The following is a 14,371-nucleotide window of genomic DNA, read 5'->3' on the forward strand; positions in this document are numbered from 1 at the left end:
CATCCGTTAAATAATTCTTTATATTTATACTTATTTATTCATTAAATAAGCTGATCTTCCATAATAGATAGAATTATAACTATTAAAAAAAAACTAGCTAGTTTTTTAGTAATTTTTTTGTAAAGAAATGTAAAGATGAGCGGAATAATTAATATTGCTGATAACATCTAAAACACAAACACACCCAACAGCCCATAACCTTACTTTGTTATCGGCATGCTTTGATGCTGTGATAAGGCAAGCATATTAATATTGTGGTGCTATAAGTGTGTTTTTTACTTTAAAATCGTTCAGGTAGACCATTGATTTTATTTAAGTTTTTGTTTGAATTCTTAAATAAAATAAAACAATTATAGGCTAGTTATTTTTTTATTACGTTGAATTTGGCTTTTTAATAAAAGCGCTTTTGTTATTTGATAATAGTTATTTAATAATAACTTGTTAATAACAGTCAGTTAATAACAAAAGCGCAAGCTTTTAAGTCGTATCGGTCGGGGTGCTATTTTGATTTTCTGCCATTAAAGCGCAAGGCTCGCAGGCTTTGCCTGCTCAGCGCCCTCCTACGTCTACAAATTAAAAAATAAACACTAAGGTGTGCTACAAATACCATACCTGTCGAGAAAGTCCTTATTGCTGTCCACATAGCCATCGTTTGAGTTAACGGCGAAGTGTTTATCGCCTCCTATAGCGTCACTCGTCCAATGATCGAAATAGAGAAAACCTGCATCGGCATAATTATTCATGTAACCCCACTCTGTGAACAAACCTGCACCAATTTGACGCTGGTAATGATTACCAGATGACGGCGGCGTAGCGCCAACAGCTCCAGTACAAGGAAAAGCAGGATTAACCCCCACTCCAGAACAAACTGCGTTAGTTACCTCATTGACCCGTGAAAGATGATATCCCAAACTACGGCACCAAGCGGCCTGCTCAGAGACAGAAAACCTTTTATCTGCTCGATGAACAAACCACTGTCTCAACTCAAATCCATACCTCACCTCATTACCACTACTATCCCTTCCCACCAACTCAAACCTCTGTGGCAAAGATGGCACGGTAATTTGACCAGGATTACTTGAACTTATCTGACTACTACTTGCCCTTGGACCATTTAACGTTACCCGTGTTACATATTTTGATTTATCCGTAATCCATCTATCTTCGTTTGTACCTTGGTTTGGCAACCTCCAAGCCACCGTTGCATTTAGACTACCACTTGTATTAACTGTCCAACGCAACTGACTTGCGTCAATACCCCCTATGTCCAAATCAAAATACAATCTATCTGCTCCTGTAGTAGGAAAGTTTTGGTCGTAAGATGATGGGTTTGTTGACTGAACTAAAAAACCCTTAGCTGGATCCCATATGTTAGCAGGACCAGCGAAGCGTGGGTCGTCCCAATCCAAGCCAGTTGTTCCACCCAACAACAAATTCGGCCTGACTGCACAAATAACGGGCTGTGACGGCAGAGTGATATAATACTCCGCTGTTCCTCCACTAAAAGTACTACTTCTTGGCTCACCATACTGCGTAGCTAAATTCCCTTCAGTACTACTTAAAGTTACCTTATAAGGTGCTTTACATATATCTAATGCATCACCACGACTAACGGCACTACCATCTTTATCCGTAAATGATACCGATATACTTCCCGATGCTACAACACCGTTTACACCCTGTCCATCACCATCATCATCTCCCCATTTACCTTGGGTCACTAAATCATTTATATTTATTGAGTCGCTTGATGGCGGGACTATCATTTCAATATCAGCCAAAGTATCCCCTACATTAGGTAACTTGATTAGCGCTGTCGGTGATGAAGGATTATTTTGCGGTGTGAATGTTCGACCGTCTGATAACTTAATACCTAATAATTCCCTTATTTCAGTCACTTTAGTAACACCGCCATCAATAGTTAAATAAGGCGCAGTACCATGAATGCGCTCAGAAGTCGTGGCCGATAAAGCCTGCGATTCTAAAGAGTACGGCAATAACAACAACGGCGCTAATGCCAATGGGATTTTTAAAGATAGTTTTGTGGATAATTTCGAAAATAATTCGAGAGATAATTTCGAAAATATAAATAAGTTTCGAGTAAAAACTTGTCGAATAGGATTATTTGATAAACTTAAGACATAGGTTTGCCAGTGCTTGTGCCTTGTGCCTTGTGCCTAAAATGGTACTGCATTTTGTTCCACCTGTCAAGTAATATTTTGTTTTATTTCGATTTTTTATAATTATTCGCTTATTTAATAAGCTTACCTTTCTAAAGCGATGAAAGTATAACCATTTATAAAATAGTTGGCTAGTTTTTTGGCGGACTTTTTTGTAAAGAAATGTAAATAAATTTAAAAAAACATAAATTAAGAGTTAAAGTAGTTATTACTTTACCTGTTTGGAGCTTATGTTGTTGTAGCAATTAACCACAACAGCACAAACCCAATTTTACTGCTCCGCTCGCACAGTGCAAATGCCATAGCCGTTAAGTCTACTGCTGCCTATGAATGGGGGATCTTTTCTGTCTTTGCCGATGATGCCGTTGCTTGAGTTGGCACCGACGCGATTGTCCGCCCAGTATATTGAGGCGACAAAGCCCGCATCAAAGTAGTCGCTCATGTAGCCCCACTCCGTGAAAAGCCCTCCTCCTATGTATCGCTTGTACCTGCCGGAAACATTTACCGCATTGGTTAAATCTTTGAGCTGTGGTATGCTATACCCCAAACCATTACACCATGTTTTATGAGCTGGAGCTTTTTTGCGTTCACTGCCCCGATTGACGAACCACTGCCTCAACACAAATCCATACCTCACCTCATTACCACGACTATCCCTTCCCATCAACTCAAATGTCTGCGGCATAGATGGCACGGTAATTTGACTAGGATTAGCTGACTGCATTTGAGTGCTATCCGCACGAGGACCTCTTAACGTTACCCGTGTTACATTCTTGGATTTATCAGTAATCCACCTATCAGCTTGCATGGTCTTCCCTATTGGGGAAGTGAATGTACCAGAATGTGGACTTGTCCAACTTACCGTTGCACGTATACTACCACTTGTGTTAACTGCCCAACTCAACTGGCTTGTATCTACCCCAACTATATCCAAATCAAAATATAATCCATCTGCACCTGTTGTTGGAAAATTTAAACCGTAAGATGATGGATTAGTAGACTGAACTAAAAAGCCCTTAGCTGGATTCCATATGTTAGCTGGACCTGCGAAGCTGTCTGTGCCATAAGTTAGATTCGGCCTGACCGAACAAATAACGGGCTGTGGTGGTGGAGTGATATAATACTCCGCTGTTCCTCCACTAAAAGTACTACTTCTTGGCTCACCATACTGCGTAGCTAAATTCCCTTCAGTACTACTTAAAGTTACCTTATAAGGTGCTTTACATATATCTAATGCATCACCACGACTAACGGCACTACCATCTTTATCCGTAAATGATACCGATATACTTCCCGATGCTACAACACCGTTTACACCCTGTCCATCACCATCATCATCTCCCCACTTCCCTTGGGTAATTAAACTATTTAAACTTATCGTAGTTGCACCCGACGGCAATACCGTATGAATATCATTAAATGTTATTCCAGCAGAAACCATTATCGGATTTGTCGAACTCGATGTATTTGTCGATGACGTGATACGCCGTCCATCTGGCAACTCTATCGCCAAAAAGGTATCTGGATCAGTTGCCTTTGTCTGTCCACCATCAAACGTCAAATACGGCGCACTACCCTCTATGGCCCTTGATGTATGTGCTGTCAACGCCTGCACCTTCTGCGTATATGACAATAACAACAATGGCACAAAGGCCAGTGCGGATTTACATAATAATGGAGGTTTGGATAACCGCTTGGAAATTGACGATAACGGCATCGATTTCATTATGCGAAATGACTTCGATGATAAAAATAAGAACTGACTCTGATTTAAACCACGTTGAAATTGAAAAAGATTTAGGCTGTTGATTTGGCATGCCAGATGCCAATAGTGATAGAGCATTTCGACCATCCTGTCAAATAACTTATTGTTTTATTTTAATTATTATGATTTTTCTCTTAATTCGTGAGCGATTCCTTGCCTGAAACAGCCCCAAAATTATAACTTGATGATAAATAATACGCCAGCTTTTTGTTAATTTATTGTAAAGATTTGTTAGCGATGGGATAACGACCGATGTTGGAGTCGGTGGGGTGTTTTTTGGACTTGTAGGATAGGTGTTTTTTGAAGACATAAAATTGCTCAGGTAGAGTATTGATTTTATTTAATTTTTATTTTAAAATAAAATCATATACTTATAGACTAGTTTTTTTATTACGTTGAATTTGGCTTTTTAAGAAATAAGAAAAGCGCTTTTGTTATTTAATAACAGCGGTTTAATAACCGTTGTTTAATAACAAAAGCGCAAGGCTTAGAGCCTTGCGCCTGTTCAGCGTTCCCAACTAACTCACAGGATTCATTCTTGGTTATATTACCTTTATTTACACCATAAACGCCCGTGCCCTAAGTTTTAAGAAATAAGAGTTAAGGTGTCCTGCAAATAACACCAAGGGGGGGGGACATAGACATATCATCAGCAACATCTAAACCAGTATTCATAATTATGCCTCCATCCATGATCATATATAACTCACTCGTCCATAAATGCTGCAGAGGGACGGGGGTTTCGCCATAATCGCCCACAACACCCCATTCAGTAAAAAATCCAGCACCAATTTGTCGTTGAAAAAAATTACCTTCTGAAGACGGTGTAGCACCATCTACGCCATTTTTACATGGGAAATTATCATCTACACCACACTTCGCATTGGTTAAATCGCTTATCCGTGACATTTTATAACCTAAACTATCACACCATGTTGATTGTTCAGAAAAACCAGCTATATGATAATAGTCCAAACCACGACTAACGAACCACTGCTTTAACACAAAGCCATACTTCACCGCATTGCCACGACCATCTGTTCCCACCAATTCAAATGTCTGTGGCAAAGATGGAACTTTCAGTCGGCTAGGAAAATCTGAATTTCGCTGACTAGGACTTGCACTAGGACCATGTAATGTTACCCGCGTAACATAATAATCAGGGTTATATTTCTGATGCGGAGGAATCCAAATATCACTATCTCCTAATTGGATTGGCCTCGTCCAACTCACCGTTGCTTTTATATCCCCTTCCGTTTCAACATACCAAGTCAACTGACTTGCATCTTCTCCTTCTATATCTAAATCAAAATATAAACCATCTAAGCCCGTAGTTGGAAAATTAAGTTCATAATCGGGTAAATTAGTTGCCTGAACAAGAAAACCTTTATCAGGATCCCATATGTTAGGTGGGCCTGCGTGATTATTCCCCCAAAAGCCATCATGGCTATTACCAAATCTTAGATTCGGCCTTACATAGTTGACAAACATAGATGAAGGCAAAATTATTGCATCGCTACGATTATTATGCATTCGACTAGTTTTGCTAGTTAATGCCTGCAAATTCAATGAATGCAGTATTAATAACAGTACCAACAAGATTTTTTGGGTTAATTTTGATAATGATTTGGAAGATATAAATGAGCTTCGTATAAAAACTCGTCGAATAGGATTATTTGATAAATTTAAGACATAGGTTTGCCAGTGCTTGTGCCTTGTGCCTTGTGCCTAAAATGATAATGCATTACGTTCCTCGTGTCAAGTAATATTTTGTTTTATTTGAATTTTTATAATTATTCGCTTATTTAATAAGCTTGTTTTCCTACAACGATAAAAGTATAACCATAAAAAAAATGGTTGGCTAGTTTTTTGGCGGACTTTTTTGTAAAGAAATGTAAAGATGAAAACGATTCGGTTTTATAGATAGGTTAATTTTATAATTAAAATAGGGTGTTAGCTTTAGGACTTTTTGATTTTTACGGAATGATTAATATTGGTGATAACATCTAAAACGCAAACACGCCAAACAGCCCAGTTTGACGTGCTAGCTTTACTTTGTTATCGGTATATTTTGGCGCTCTGATAAGGCAGGCTTATTAACATTGAGGTGCCAAAAGCGTGTTTCTTACTCTAAAATCGTTCAGGTAGGATATTGATTTTATTTAATTTTTTTGTTTTATTGAAATTAATTCGCTATAAAGTATCTTTGGGAATTTTATATTTTGTTTAAAGCCTATTTGAATGCATTTAAGTATTACATGCCAGCTTTAATTTGTTCATGATTAAAAATTCTTACTTGAGATGCTGATTTTCTTAGTTGTCAGCACATTTTGATATTGGAATATACCAACAACTAGGCAATGTTCTGCTTTATAGACTTTATTTAACGTAGAATTAAAGTTTGACCTATTTACCAATACAAAACGAACTGAATATACGGCCTAATAAATCATCAGAAGTAAATTCTCCTGTGATTTCGCTTAAGGATTCTTGCGCTAATCTTAGCTCTTCAGCGAGCAATTCACCAGCATGGAAGGTGACTAGTTGGTGTTTACCATTATTTAAGTGCTCGGCTGCCTTTTCAAGTGCTTGAAGGTGGCGGCGACGTGCTAAAAATCCACCTTCTGTGCTACTGGTAAAGCCCATTGTTTGTTTTAGGTGATTGCGTAATAGTGAAATGCCTTCCCCCGTTCGAGCTGAAAGCTGAATCAGTGAGTAGCCATTTACTTCACTGTATCCTAGCTTTTCGCCTGTTAAATCGGCTTTATTACGAATTACGGTTACTGGCATATTTTTAGGTAAGCGTTCAATAAACTCAGGCCATAGCTTTTCTGGGTTGGTTTCTGTTGTGGTTGTGCTGTCAACCATAAATAATACACGATCAGCTTGCTCAATTTCTTGCCAAGCACGTTCTATACCAATTCGTTCCACTTCGTCACTAGCTTCTCGTAAACCTGCGGTATCAATAATGTGTAGTGGCATGCCATCAATATGGATATGTTCACGCAGTACATCACGCGTGGTGCCTGCGATATCGGTCACAATGGCAGCTTCACGCCCTGCTAATGCATTTAGTAAGCTTGATTTTCCTGCATTAGGACGCCCTGCTATGACTACTTTCATGCCCTCTCGTAACAGTGATCCTTGTTTAGCTTCTTGGCGAACTTCGCTTAAACGAGTTATGACTTGGTTAAGCTGTGCTTCTATTTTGCCGTCAGATAAAAAGTCAATTTCTTCTTCAGGAAAGTCGATTGCTGCCTCGGTAAATATGCGTAAATGAATTAAGGATTCAACCAAGGCATTCACTTTTTTAGAAAATACTCCTTGCAAAGATGATATTGCCGATTTTGCCGCTTGTTCTGAGCTAGCATCAATCAAATCAGCAATAGCTTCGGCTTGAGCCAGATCTAGCTTGTCATTTAAAAATGCACGCTCTGAAAACTCTCCCGGCTTTGCAATGCGGATGTTAGGAAGTTCTAATATACGCTTTAAAAGTAGATCCAAAATAACTGGACCACCGTGCCCTTGTAATTCAAGTACATCTTCGCCTGTAAAAGAGTGTGGATTTGGGAAAAACAGCGCAATACCTTCATCTAAAATTGAACCATCAGTAGCTAAAAAAGGAAGATAATGCGCATACCTTGGTTTGGGTATTTGCCCTAATACTGCCTGAGCCACGGCTTGGGCTTGGGGTCCAGAAATGCGCAATATACCTACGCCACCACGACCTGGTGGTGTTGCTTGTGCAACAATTGTGTCTGATTTCATATTTATCTGTAACTGATTTAAATTTTAATAGTTAATGATATCATGGACGCACGGCAAAAACAGTAGTTACCCGTGCTTTTGCCGTAATGTGCCGATGATTTTAGTTAGATGGTTGACTTGGTAATTGGTTTTTAGAGGTTTTACTATCGCTTGGATGGTCAAATAACCAAGAATTTGCTAGTGCTAGGGGTTCTCTTATTAATGCGATATATTTATCTCTTTTAGTCAAATCTAATGGCGCGGCTAAACCTGATACTTCGTTAATTCCTGAACGTTTAGCAAGCATTAGCGATCGCAATAAATGAAAATCATTGGTTACCACAACCGTTTTGCCTAAAGGTAATATACGATTTGCATAGATAAATTGTTGGGCTGTTCGGGTTGATTTGTCTTCTTGATAAATTCGATTAGCATCGATCCCTTTTTCAATTAAATATTGGGCCATTACACTAGCTTCAGTTGCAGATTCATTTTTTCCCTGTCCGCCACAAACAACAACTTTGGTTTGTGGGTTATTTTGTAAATAATTTATGGCAATATTTAAACGCTCGGCTAAGGTTGAAGAAGCTATGGCTGGTGTGTTAATCACTTGGGCTCCCAATATGACCAAGGTATCGGCATTTTTTATTGGTTTTTGCATCGAAGAAATATAAATCGCAATGTTAGCAATAATGAAATAGGCTAATATTAAGGCTATACCATACTTTATTGATTTTACTATCATCCATTTTTTCCTTTATTTTTTATAACAATTTTCAAAATGATCGTTAACTAATCCCATGGACTGCATAAAAGCATAACAGATGGTAGAACCAACAAATGTAAATCCTTTGTTTTTTAGCGCTTTTGACATTTTTTCTGATATATCAGTACTTACGGGAACTTCGCTTTTGTCGTTAAAGTGGTTAATAATTGGTTTATTATTAACAAAAGACCAGATAAATTGCGAGAAATCTTCACCATTTTTTTGCATGTTTAAATAAGCATGAGCATTTTTTACAATGCTATTTAGCTTTAAACGATTACGAATTAGTCCTTTATTTTTTAAAAGATGTTCAATATTTTCAGGCGTTAGCTGAATAATTTTGTGTGGGTCGAAATTAAAAAAGCAACGTCGATATTCATCGCGTTTTTTTAGAACAGTGATCCACGATAATCCCGCTTGTTGCCCTTCAAGGCAAATTTTTTCAAATAGTTTAAGGCTATCATATTGGGGAGTGCCCCATTCATTATCGTGGTAATGAATGTATATTGGGTCATCCAAAACCCAACTACAGCGTACTTTGTTGTTATTTGTCATCAAATTTTATCTAATTTATCCATTATTGATTATGCTTTATCATGATTTATATTTTTTAAGCTTCGATTAGTTAAATTATAAATCAAATAAGTAGTTTTGTTACATACATTAAATTTTTTTATGATGAAAAAAAAGCCTTTTTTTTGTGGCAGAATGAATCTCACGTTTTTAACTTAAATCAATAAAAGATAGATTTTTTATTTTCTAACTTAATTTAATAATAAGGTTTTTCCATGAGTCAGTCTGTAATCAACGCGGAATGGCAGCCTAGTGCTCGACCATTAAATCGGCAGGATTTTAAAACGTTAGTTTTATCCTCTTTGGGTGGTACGTTAGAATTTTATGATTTTGTTATTTATGCGCTTTACATCGATACCATTGTAAAACCACTATTTTTACCGCATTTTTTATCGCCATTAACGTTAGATTTATTTGCATGGGGTATTTTTGCTGCTGGTTATTTGGTTCGTCCTGTTGGTGGCATTATTATGGCGCACTTTGGTGATAAAGTCGGACGTAAAAGAATGTTTACCTTAAGCGTGGCTATGATGGCATTACCTACATTTATCATTGGTGTTTTACCAACTTATGAAGTGATTGGTATTTTTGCACCTCTGTTATTATTAGTGATGCGTATGCTTCAAGGTGCTGCTATTGGTGGTGAAATGCCAGGAGCTTGGGTTTTCATTGCTGAGCATGTGCCAAAGCAACGTTATGGTTTAGGTATCGGTACGTTAACTTCGGGTATTACTGGCGGTATTTTACTTGGCTTTATTGTGACTATCATTATTGATCTTTGTTTTACCACCGTAAATATTTTAGATTATGCTTGGCGTATTCCGTTTATTATTGGTGGTATTTTTGGCGTTATTTCGGTTTATTTACGTCGATTTTTATCTGAAACACCTATCTTTAAAGAGTTAGCGGCACGCAAAGCAATTGAAAAGAATATTCCTGTCGTTACCGTGCTTCAAAAACATAAAACAGCTTGCCTAATTGTGGCTCTTTTGACTTGGTCGTTGTCGACGGCAATTATGGTGGGTATTTTGATTACACCGGGTCGTATTGTAGGTGGCATGTACCATTTTGCTAATCTTGATTGGCGTATTGGTGGTTGTATTGCTGCACTAACTTTGACTATCGGTTGCGTTATTTTTGGTTGGTTAGAAGATAAAATAGGTACAACCAAAACAATGCTAATTAACTGGGGCGGACTTGCTATTATGAGCATTGTATTTTATAGCTCTTTGTCGCCAGATATGTCCTTAACTAAACTTTATTCGCTTTGGGCTGTATTTGGGCTATTTATTGGTTCTGTTGCAATGACAGCAATAGTTGGTACAAGAGCTTTCCCTCCTGCGATTCGTTATTCGGGTTTGTCATTTTCGTATAATTTAGCCTATGCGCTATTTAGTGCATTTACACCAACATTAACCATTTATCTATTAAGCCCTGAACATTTATTAGGTCAATATAGTTATCTTGGTGCTGGTATTTACATCTCTTTTGTAGCGTTAATTGCGGTTGGGGTCGGTTTCTTTCCTTTAGCTAAAAATGGCTGGCAAAGTGATGCAAATCATTAATCGATAAAAGCCTAAATAATAAAAACATTAATTATAAAAATATTAGGGCGTGTTGATCTTTCGTGATTATTTTTTAGACGGCATGATGTGAGTTATAATAATTCTGCAAAAAACAACCATAACTCGATTCATCATGCCAAGAACTGTGATCATCTTTTAAAATAGCCACGATTTGATGTTCAGCCATTTTTTTCATAATTAAATTCCCTTTTACTTTTATCATAGAGAATTTTCTACTTTTTTGCTGTACTATTTTAGGGGATAGTTACAAAAATATTTAAAATTATTTGAATCCTTTTCATACCTTCAAACCTCTTTTATATAGTAGAGGAAAAAATAATGAAAAAAATTGATGATAATCTCATTTTACAGGCCAGTTCAGGTAATGAAGTTGCTATGGCTAAATTACTCGAAAAATGCCAACCAGATCTAAATCGCTTTTCAAGAAAAGTTTGTTCCACTGCTGAAGACGCAGAAGATGCAGTACAAGTGGCACTCTGGGTTTTATATAAAAAAATAGGTGTTTTGCGAACTATTTCCGCACTGTCAGCGTGGTTGTTTCGCATTATTGAGCGAGAATGCTACAGAATATTTCGTTCAAATAACAAAACATTCGCAATGGATCCTGATGATATGGAAGAGCTATTTGGAACTAGTAACTCTATAGCTGATGAATCAATATTAAAAATTGACTTAACTAAAGCAATAATTTCTCTTCCCTATACTTATCGAAGTGTAATAATTCTTAGAGATATCAGAGAATTATCAACTTATGAAGTGTCTAATATGCTTGAAATTAGCCCAGAAGCAGTGAAAAGTAGACTTCACAGAGCTAGAAATATTATACGAAAAAAATTAGAGATTAGTGGTCATTCACACTGAAATAGTAATTATGAATACTTTATATATTAATATTCACAATTATAAAGGAACTATTTATGGTAATGAATACAAATGGCATTAAAGAAAATATGATTTAACTTGATTAGATACTCATCCCCTAGCAAGCTAGGGGCAGTAACCATGCAACATAACAAATTCACACATTGAGCTATTTTCACTTTAAGTCTGTTGAAATTGATTCATCTTTTTTTGTACAGGGAATACATGTTTTACCTGGATTGGTTATAGTCATTATGAGACCAATTACCCAACAGGCAGGGCATCCTCTTAATACAAAAAACCCTAAAACAGCCGATACAAGTCCCAATAAAACGCTCCAGACAGCACCTTGAATGAACAGATATATTGTTAAACCGAGCAAACCAAATCCAATACATCCTCGTAGTAAATGCCTTAATACAGAACTACTTCTAAACATGACATTACCTCTTAAAATTATTTAATTTAAATTTCATTTTATTTACATTTTTCTCTTAATGGTGATATCAATGAGAGATATCCTGTAATATGTACTTCCTCAAAGTAAACTGTTATTCATCATTATATCAAGGAAGTAGCGAGTGGATTTTTTAGCTAGTTTATTTTTCTTTTCATAATTGAACGCATAGGGCAAAATCCTATAGTTCCAGTACAAACCAGAATTATTCCTGTTGCGATAGCAATCCACATTACTAGGGCTGTTGGAGCAAAAAGAAAGCCTAAATAAGCAATACAGGCACCAATAATAATTCGACATAAACGCTCAAAACTTGGAATATTTTTTTTAAAACTCATATTTTTTTCCTCTTTAAAATTAGATTTAATAATGAACTACTCTAATAAAGAGTCGACAAAATCAAAAAAAGATTCAAAAAATTTTCATTTAAATGGATTTTAATTATCAAATTAGCGGAATACATTGAATTAATGTCTTTTATTTAAGTTTATAGGTATTTCAAATTAGGAGTGAATTTAGGTAAAGGATAGTTATAAATAATTAAAAAATTAATTGTAATTGATTAGGGGCTGTTGATCTTTGCTGTACATAAATTACTCAACAATACATTGGCAGCCACATTAACATAAATGCCAGTGATACCATACTGGCATAATTCCTTTCTAACTTATCGTATCTAGTTGATATTGAACGATATTGCTTGATTCTAGCAAAGGCATTCTCGACTAAATGACGATAGCGATAAAGGCACCTATCCATACTGCTTATATCTATATCCTTACCATAATTACGTTTAGCAATCACCGTTCGTCCGCCTTTTTGACGAACAAAGCACCGAAAAGGCTCGCTTTCATAACCTTTATCGGCTATCACTGTATTGACTTCATCGAGCTTTTCAACTAGGTTTTCTGCATAAGTGATATCATGTCGTTGTCCTTCAGAAAGCTCAAAACAAATAGGCAAACCACCACTATCAACCGCAAGATGAATTTTAGTTGAATTACCACCACAGCTCTGACCTATTTGCTCGGAATACTCCGTTGCAGCGCCTGTACTATGTTGATGAGCCCTGATAATCGAGCCATCTAGGAACACCCATTCAAAATCCGCTAGTTGTGATAAATGTTTGAAAATATCAACTAATATTCCTTTTTTAGACCACAAATTAAATCGCCTATAGACAGTGCTCCATTCACCAAACTCTTCTGGCAAATCTCGCCAAGGAATACCGGTTCTCATTCGAAAAAGGATCCCTTCAAACGTCATCCGATGCTCGGATTTATTATAAACTCGACCGGTATTTTTCATTATTTGTAGTAGCTTTTCCCACCGTTTATCTGTTAGCATTGTTCTTGGTATGATGAATCGAGTTATGGTTTTTTTTTGCAGAATTATTATAACTCACATCATGCCGTCTAAAAAATAATCACGAAAGATCAACACGCCCTAATTTATCATTAATATAATTATCATCTTAAATGATAGTGTCATTAAAGTTTCTCCATGGGTGGTTATTTCTCATCGCTTTTTGATAATTACCTGGAGTTACCCCGAAATTTCGACGGAAAATAGCAATAAAACCACTAATATTATCATAACCTAAATTTAAAGAAATTTCTGTGATAGGTCTGCCCGCAACAAGCAACTCTAAAGCTTTTAACATACGTAGTTTCTGTCGCCATTCTGTGAAATTAAATCCAGTTTCATTTGTAAATCGACGAGTTAATGAGCGTCGAGAAATCCCAGCCCAAACGCTCCATTCATTAATGTTTCTATCGTCACTAGGATTATTAGACAAAGCTAAAGCAATTTTTAACAAACGAATATCTTTTGGCATTGGGAGTGCTATCTCAACTTGAGGGATTATACTAATCTCGTCGACAATCACTGCCATCAATCGCTTATGCTCGGGTTGCAATTCTGAATTATTCCATGTCATGGTTCGGGTAATTGCTTCACGCAATAGACTAGATAATTCTAGCATGCAGGATTTATTCGGCAGATTATTACATTCGCTTTTTTGTATATAGATACTCCATCCGTGGAATGGCCCATGTGATCCGAGAAGAGAATGCTGTGTATCTGGAGGTATCCATATACCATGAGTTGCGGGTATTACCCATTGACTACTTTCCACTTCAATTGAAATTAAACCTTGTAATGTACCAGCTAGTTGTCCTCTCGAGTGATGATGAAGTTCTGTTACTTTCACTGATGGGGATTTGAGTGATGCCGATATAATCATAGGTTCGTTATCAGAAGAAGCGACCTCTGGAGAAATGAGTGAAATATTCATTTATATGGCCTCTAAGTAATATTTTGTGGCTGGAATTAGTTAGTAATTTTTTGTTTTACTAACTATCCTAAATTAGCCCAACTTAATTCAAATAAAATAAATATAACTATATATATTAAAAATAAATTAGCAATAAATCA

Annotated in this window: 14 protein-coding genes; 2 read left to right on the forward strand and 12 right to left on the reverse strand. The window is 36.6% G+C overall.

What is annotated here, in order from left to right:
* Positions 1-587: 587 nt before the first annotated feature.
* From A9G44_RS09500 to A9G44_RS09530, 7 genes are all read right to left on the reverse strand, one after another.
* Entirely contained in the window at positions 588-2,021 is a 1,434-nt protein-coding gene (locus A9G44_RS09500) for a hypothetical protein (RefSeq protein ID WP_143426367.1), read from the reverse strand.
* A gap of 430 nt (positions 2,022-2,451) precedes the next feature.
* A complete protein-coding gene (locus A9G44_RS09510) occupies positions 2,452-3,786 on the reverse strand; it encodes a hypothetical protein (protein WP_065610665.1) in 1,335 nt (444 codons plus the stop codon).
* 58 nt (positions 3,787-3,844) lie between these two features.
* Positions 3,845-3,997, reverse strand: a complete 153-nt coding sequence (locus A9G44_RS13570; protein ID WP_179854838.1) for a hypothetical protein — start codon at positions 3,995-3,997, stop codon at positions 3,845-3,847.
* 548 nt (positions 3,998-4,545) lie between these two features.
* Positions 4,546-5,478 (reverse strand): hypothetical protein, encoded by a 933-nt coding sequence (locus tag A9G44_RS09515; protein WP_065610667.1) that lies wholly within the window; start codon positions 5,476-5,478, stop codon positions 4,546-4,548.
* 873 nt (positions 5,479-6,351) lie between these two features.
* Positions 6,352-7,713, reverse strand: a complete 1,362-nt coding sequence (gene mnmE / locus A9G44_RS09520) for a tRNA uridine-5-carboxymethylaminomethyl(34) synthesis GTPase MnmE (RefSeq protein ID WP_034915492.1) — start codon at positions 7,711-7,713, stop codon at positions 6,352-6,354.
* Positions 7,714-7,813: 100 nt separating this feature from the next.
* Positions 7,814-8,437 carry a YdcF family protein gene (locus tag A9G44_RS09525; protein WP_065560938.1) on the reverse strand — a complete coding sequence of 208 codons (624 nt, stop codon included), beginning with the start codon at positions 8,435-8,437 and terminating at the stop codon, positions 7,814-7,816.
* A 12-nt stretch (positions 8,438-8,449) separates the two neighbouring features.
* Positions 8,450-9,013, reverse strand: a complete 564-nt coding sequence (locus tag A9G44_RS09530) for a DNA-3-methyladenine glycosylase I (RefSeq protein WP_065610669.1) — start codon at positions 9,011-9,013, stop codon at positions 8,450-8,452.
* A 233-nt stretch (positions 9,014-9,246) separates the two neighbouring features.
* On the opposite strand from A9G44_RS09530, the gene A9G44_RS09535 reads away from it, so the two are divergent.
* The gene (locus A9G44_RS09535) at positions 9,247-10,596 is read left to right on the forward strand and encodes an MFS transporter (RefSeq protein WP_065589464.1); all 1,350 of its coding nucleotides are present in this window, start codon (positions 9,247-9,249) and stop codon (positions 10,594-10,596) included.
* Positions 10,597-10,669: 73 nt separating this feature from the next.
* Here the strand turns inward: A9G44_RS09535 and A9G44_RS13835 are convergent, their stop codons facing one another.
* Positions 10,670-10,792 carry a hypothetical protein gene (locus tag A9G44_RS13835; protein ID WP_257006596.1) on the reverse strand — a complete coding sequence of 41 codons (123 nt, stop codon included), beginning with the start codon at positions 10,790-10,792 and terminating at the stop codon, positions 10,670-10,672.
* A 143-nt stretch (positions 10,793-10,935) separates the two neighbouring features.
* On the opposite strand from A9G44_RS13835, the gene A9G44_RS09540 reads away from it, so the two are divergent.
* A complete protein-coding gene (locus A9G44_RS09540) occupies positions 10,936-11,478 on the forward strand; it encodes an RNA polymerase sigma factor (RefSeq protein ID WP_051634374.1) in 543 nt (180 codons plus the stop codon).
* Positions 11,479-11,653: 175 nt separating this feature from the next.
* Here A9G44_RS09540 and A9G44_RS09545 read toward each other — a convergent pair whose 3' ends face one another.
* The 4 genes from A9G44_RS09545 to A9G44_RS09560 all read right to left on the reverse strand — a co-directional run bounded on the left by A9G44_RS09545 (position 11,654) and on the right by A9G44_RS09560 (position 14,231).
* On the reverse strand, positions 11,654-11,917 hold the full coding sequence (locus A9G44_RS09545) for a hypothetical protein (RefSeq protein ID WP_051634372.1): 264 nt from the start codon (positions 11,915-11,917) through the stop codon (positions 11,654-11,656).
* Between the two features lie 155 nt (positions 11,918-12,072).
* A complete protein-coding gene (locus tag A9G44_RS09550; RefSeq protein WP_034915691.1) occupies positions 12,073-12,273 on the reverse strand; it encodes a YgaP family membrane protein in 201 nt (66 codons plus the stop codon).
* 259 nt (positions 12,274-12,532) lie between these two features.
* The gene (locus A9G44_RS09555; RefSeq protein WP_065610672.1) at positions 12,533-13,294 is read right to left on the reverse strand and encodes an IS5 family transposase; all 762 of its coding nucleotides are present in this window, start codon (positions 13,292-13,294) and stop codon (positions 12,533-12,535) included.
* A 115-nt stretch (positions 13,295-13,409) separates the two neighbouring features.
* Positions 13,410-14,231 carry an AraC family transcriptional regulator gene (locus A9G44_RS09560; RefSeq protein ID WP_065610674.1) on the reverse strand — a complete coding sequence of 274 codons (822 nt, stop codon included), beginning with the start codon at positions 14,229-14,231 and terminating at the stop codon, positions 13,410-13,412.
* Positions 14,232-14,371: the final 140 nt, after the last annotated feature.

It is taken from the genome of Gilliamella sp. Occ4-3, assembly GCF_001690675.1.
In the GTDB taxonomy this organism is placed as follows: domain Bacteria; phylum Pseudomonadota; class Gammaproteobacteria; order Enterobacterales; family Orbaceae; genus Gilliamella; species Gilliamella bombi.

Bases quoted from the DNA above. Each gene is read 5' to 3' on its own strand.
- A9G44_RS09525 (WP_065560938.1), bottom strand. From the start codon at position 8,437: ATGATAGTAAAATCAATAAAGTATGGTATAGCCTTAATATTAGCCTAT.
- A9G44_RS13570 (WP_179854838.1), bottom strand. From the start codon at position 3,997: ATGCCAAATCAACAGCCTAAATCTTTTTCAATTTCAACGTGGTTTAAA.
- A9G44_RS09545 (WP_051634372.1), bottom strand. From the start codon at position 11,917: ATGTTTAGAAGTAGTTCTGTATTAAGGCATTTACTACGAGGATGTATT.
- A9G44_RS09540 (WP_051634374.1), top strand. From the start codon at position 10,936: ATGAAAAAAATTGATGATAATCTCATTTTACAGGCCAGTTCAGGTAAT.
- A9G44_RS09530 (WP_065610669.1), bottom strand. From the start codon at position 9,013: ATGACAAATAACAACAAAGTACGCTGTAGTTGGGTTTTGGATGACCCA.
- mnmE (WP_034915492.1), bottom strand. From the start codon at position 7,713: ATGAAATCAGACACAATTGTTGCACAAGCAACACCACCAGGTCGTGGT.
- A9G44_RS09550 (WP_034915691.1), bottom strand. From the start codon at position 12,273: ATGAGTTTTAAAAAAAATATTCCAAGTTTTGAGCGTTTATGTCGAATT.
- A9G44_RS09560 (WP_065610674.1), bottom strand. From the start codon at position 14,231: ATGAATATTTCACTCATTTCTCCAGAGGTCGCTTCTTCTGATAACGAA.
- A9G44_RS09535 (WP_065589464.1), top strand. From the start codon at position 9,247: ATGAGTCAGTCTGTAATCAACGCGGAATGGCAGCCTAGTGCTCGACCA.
- A9G44_RS09515 (WP_065610667.1), bottom strand. From the start codon at position 5,478: ATGCATAATAATCGTAGCGATGCAATAATTTTGCCTTCATCTATGTTT.
- A9G44_RS13835 (WP_257006596.1), bottom strand. From the start codon at position 10,792: ATGAAAAAAATGGCTGAACATCAAATCGTGGCTATTTTAAAAGATGAT.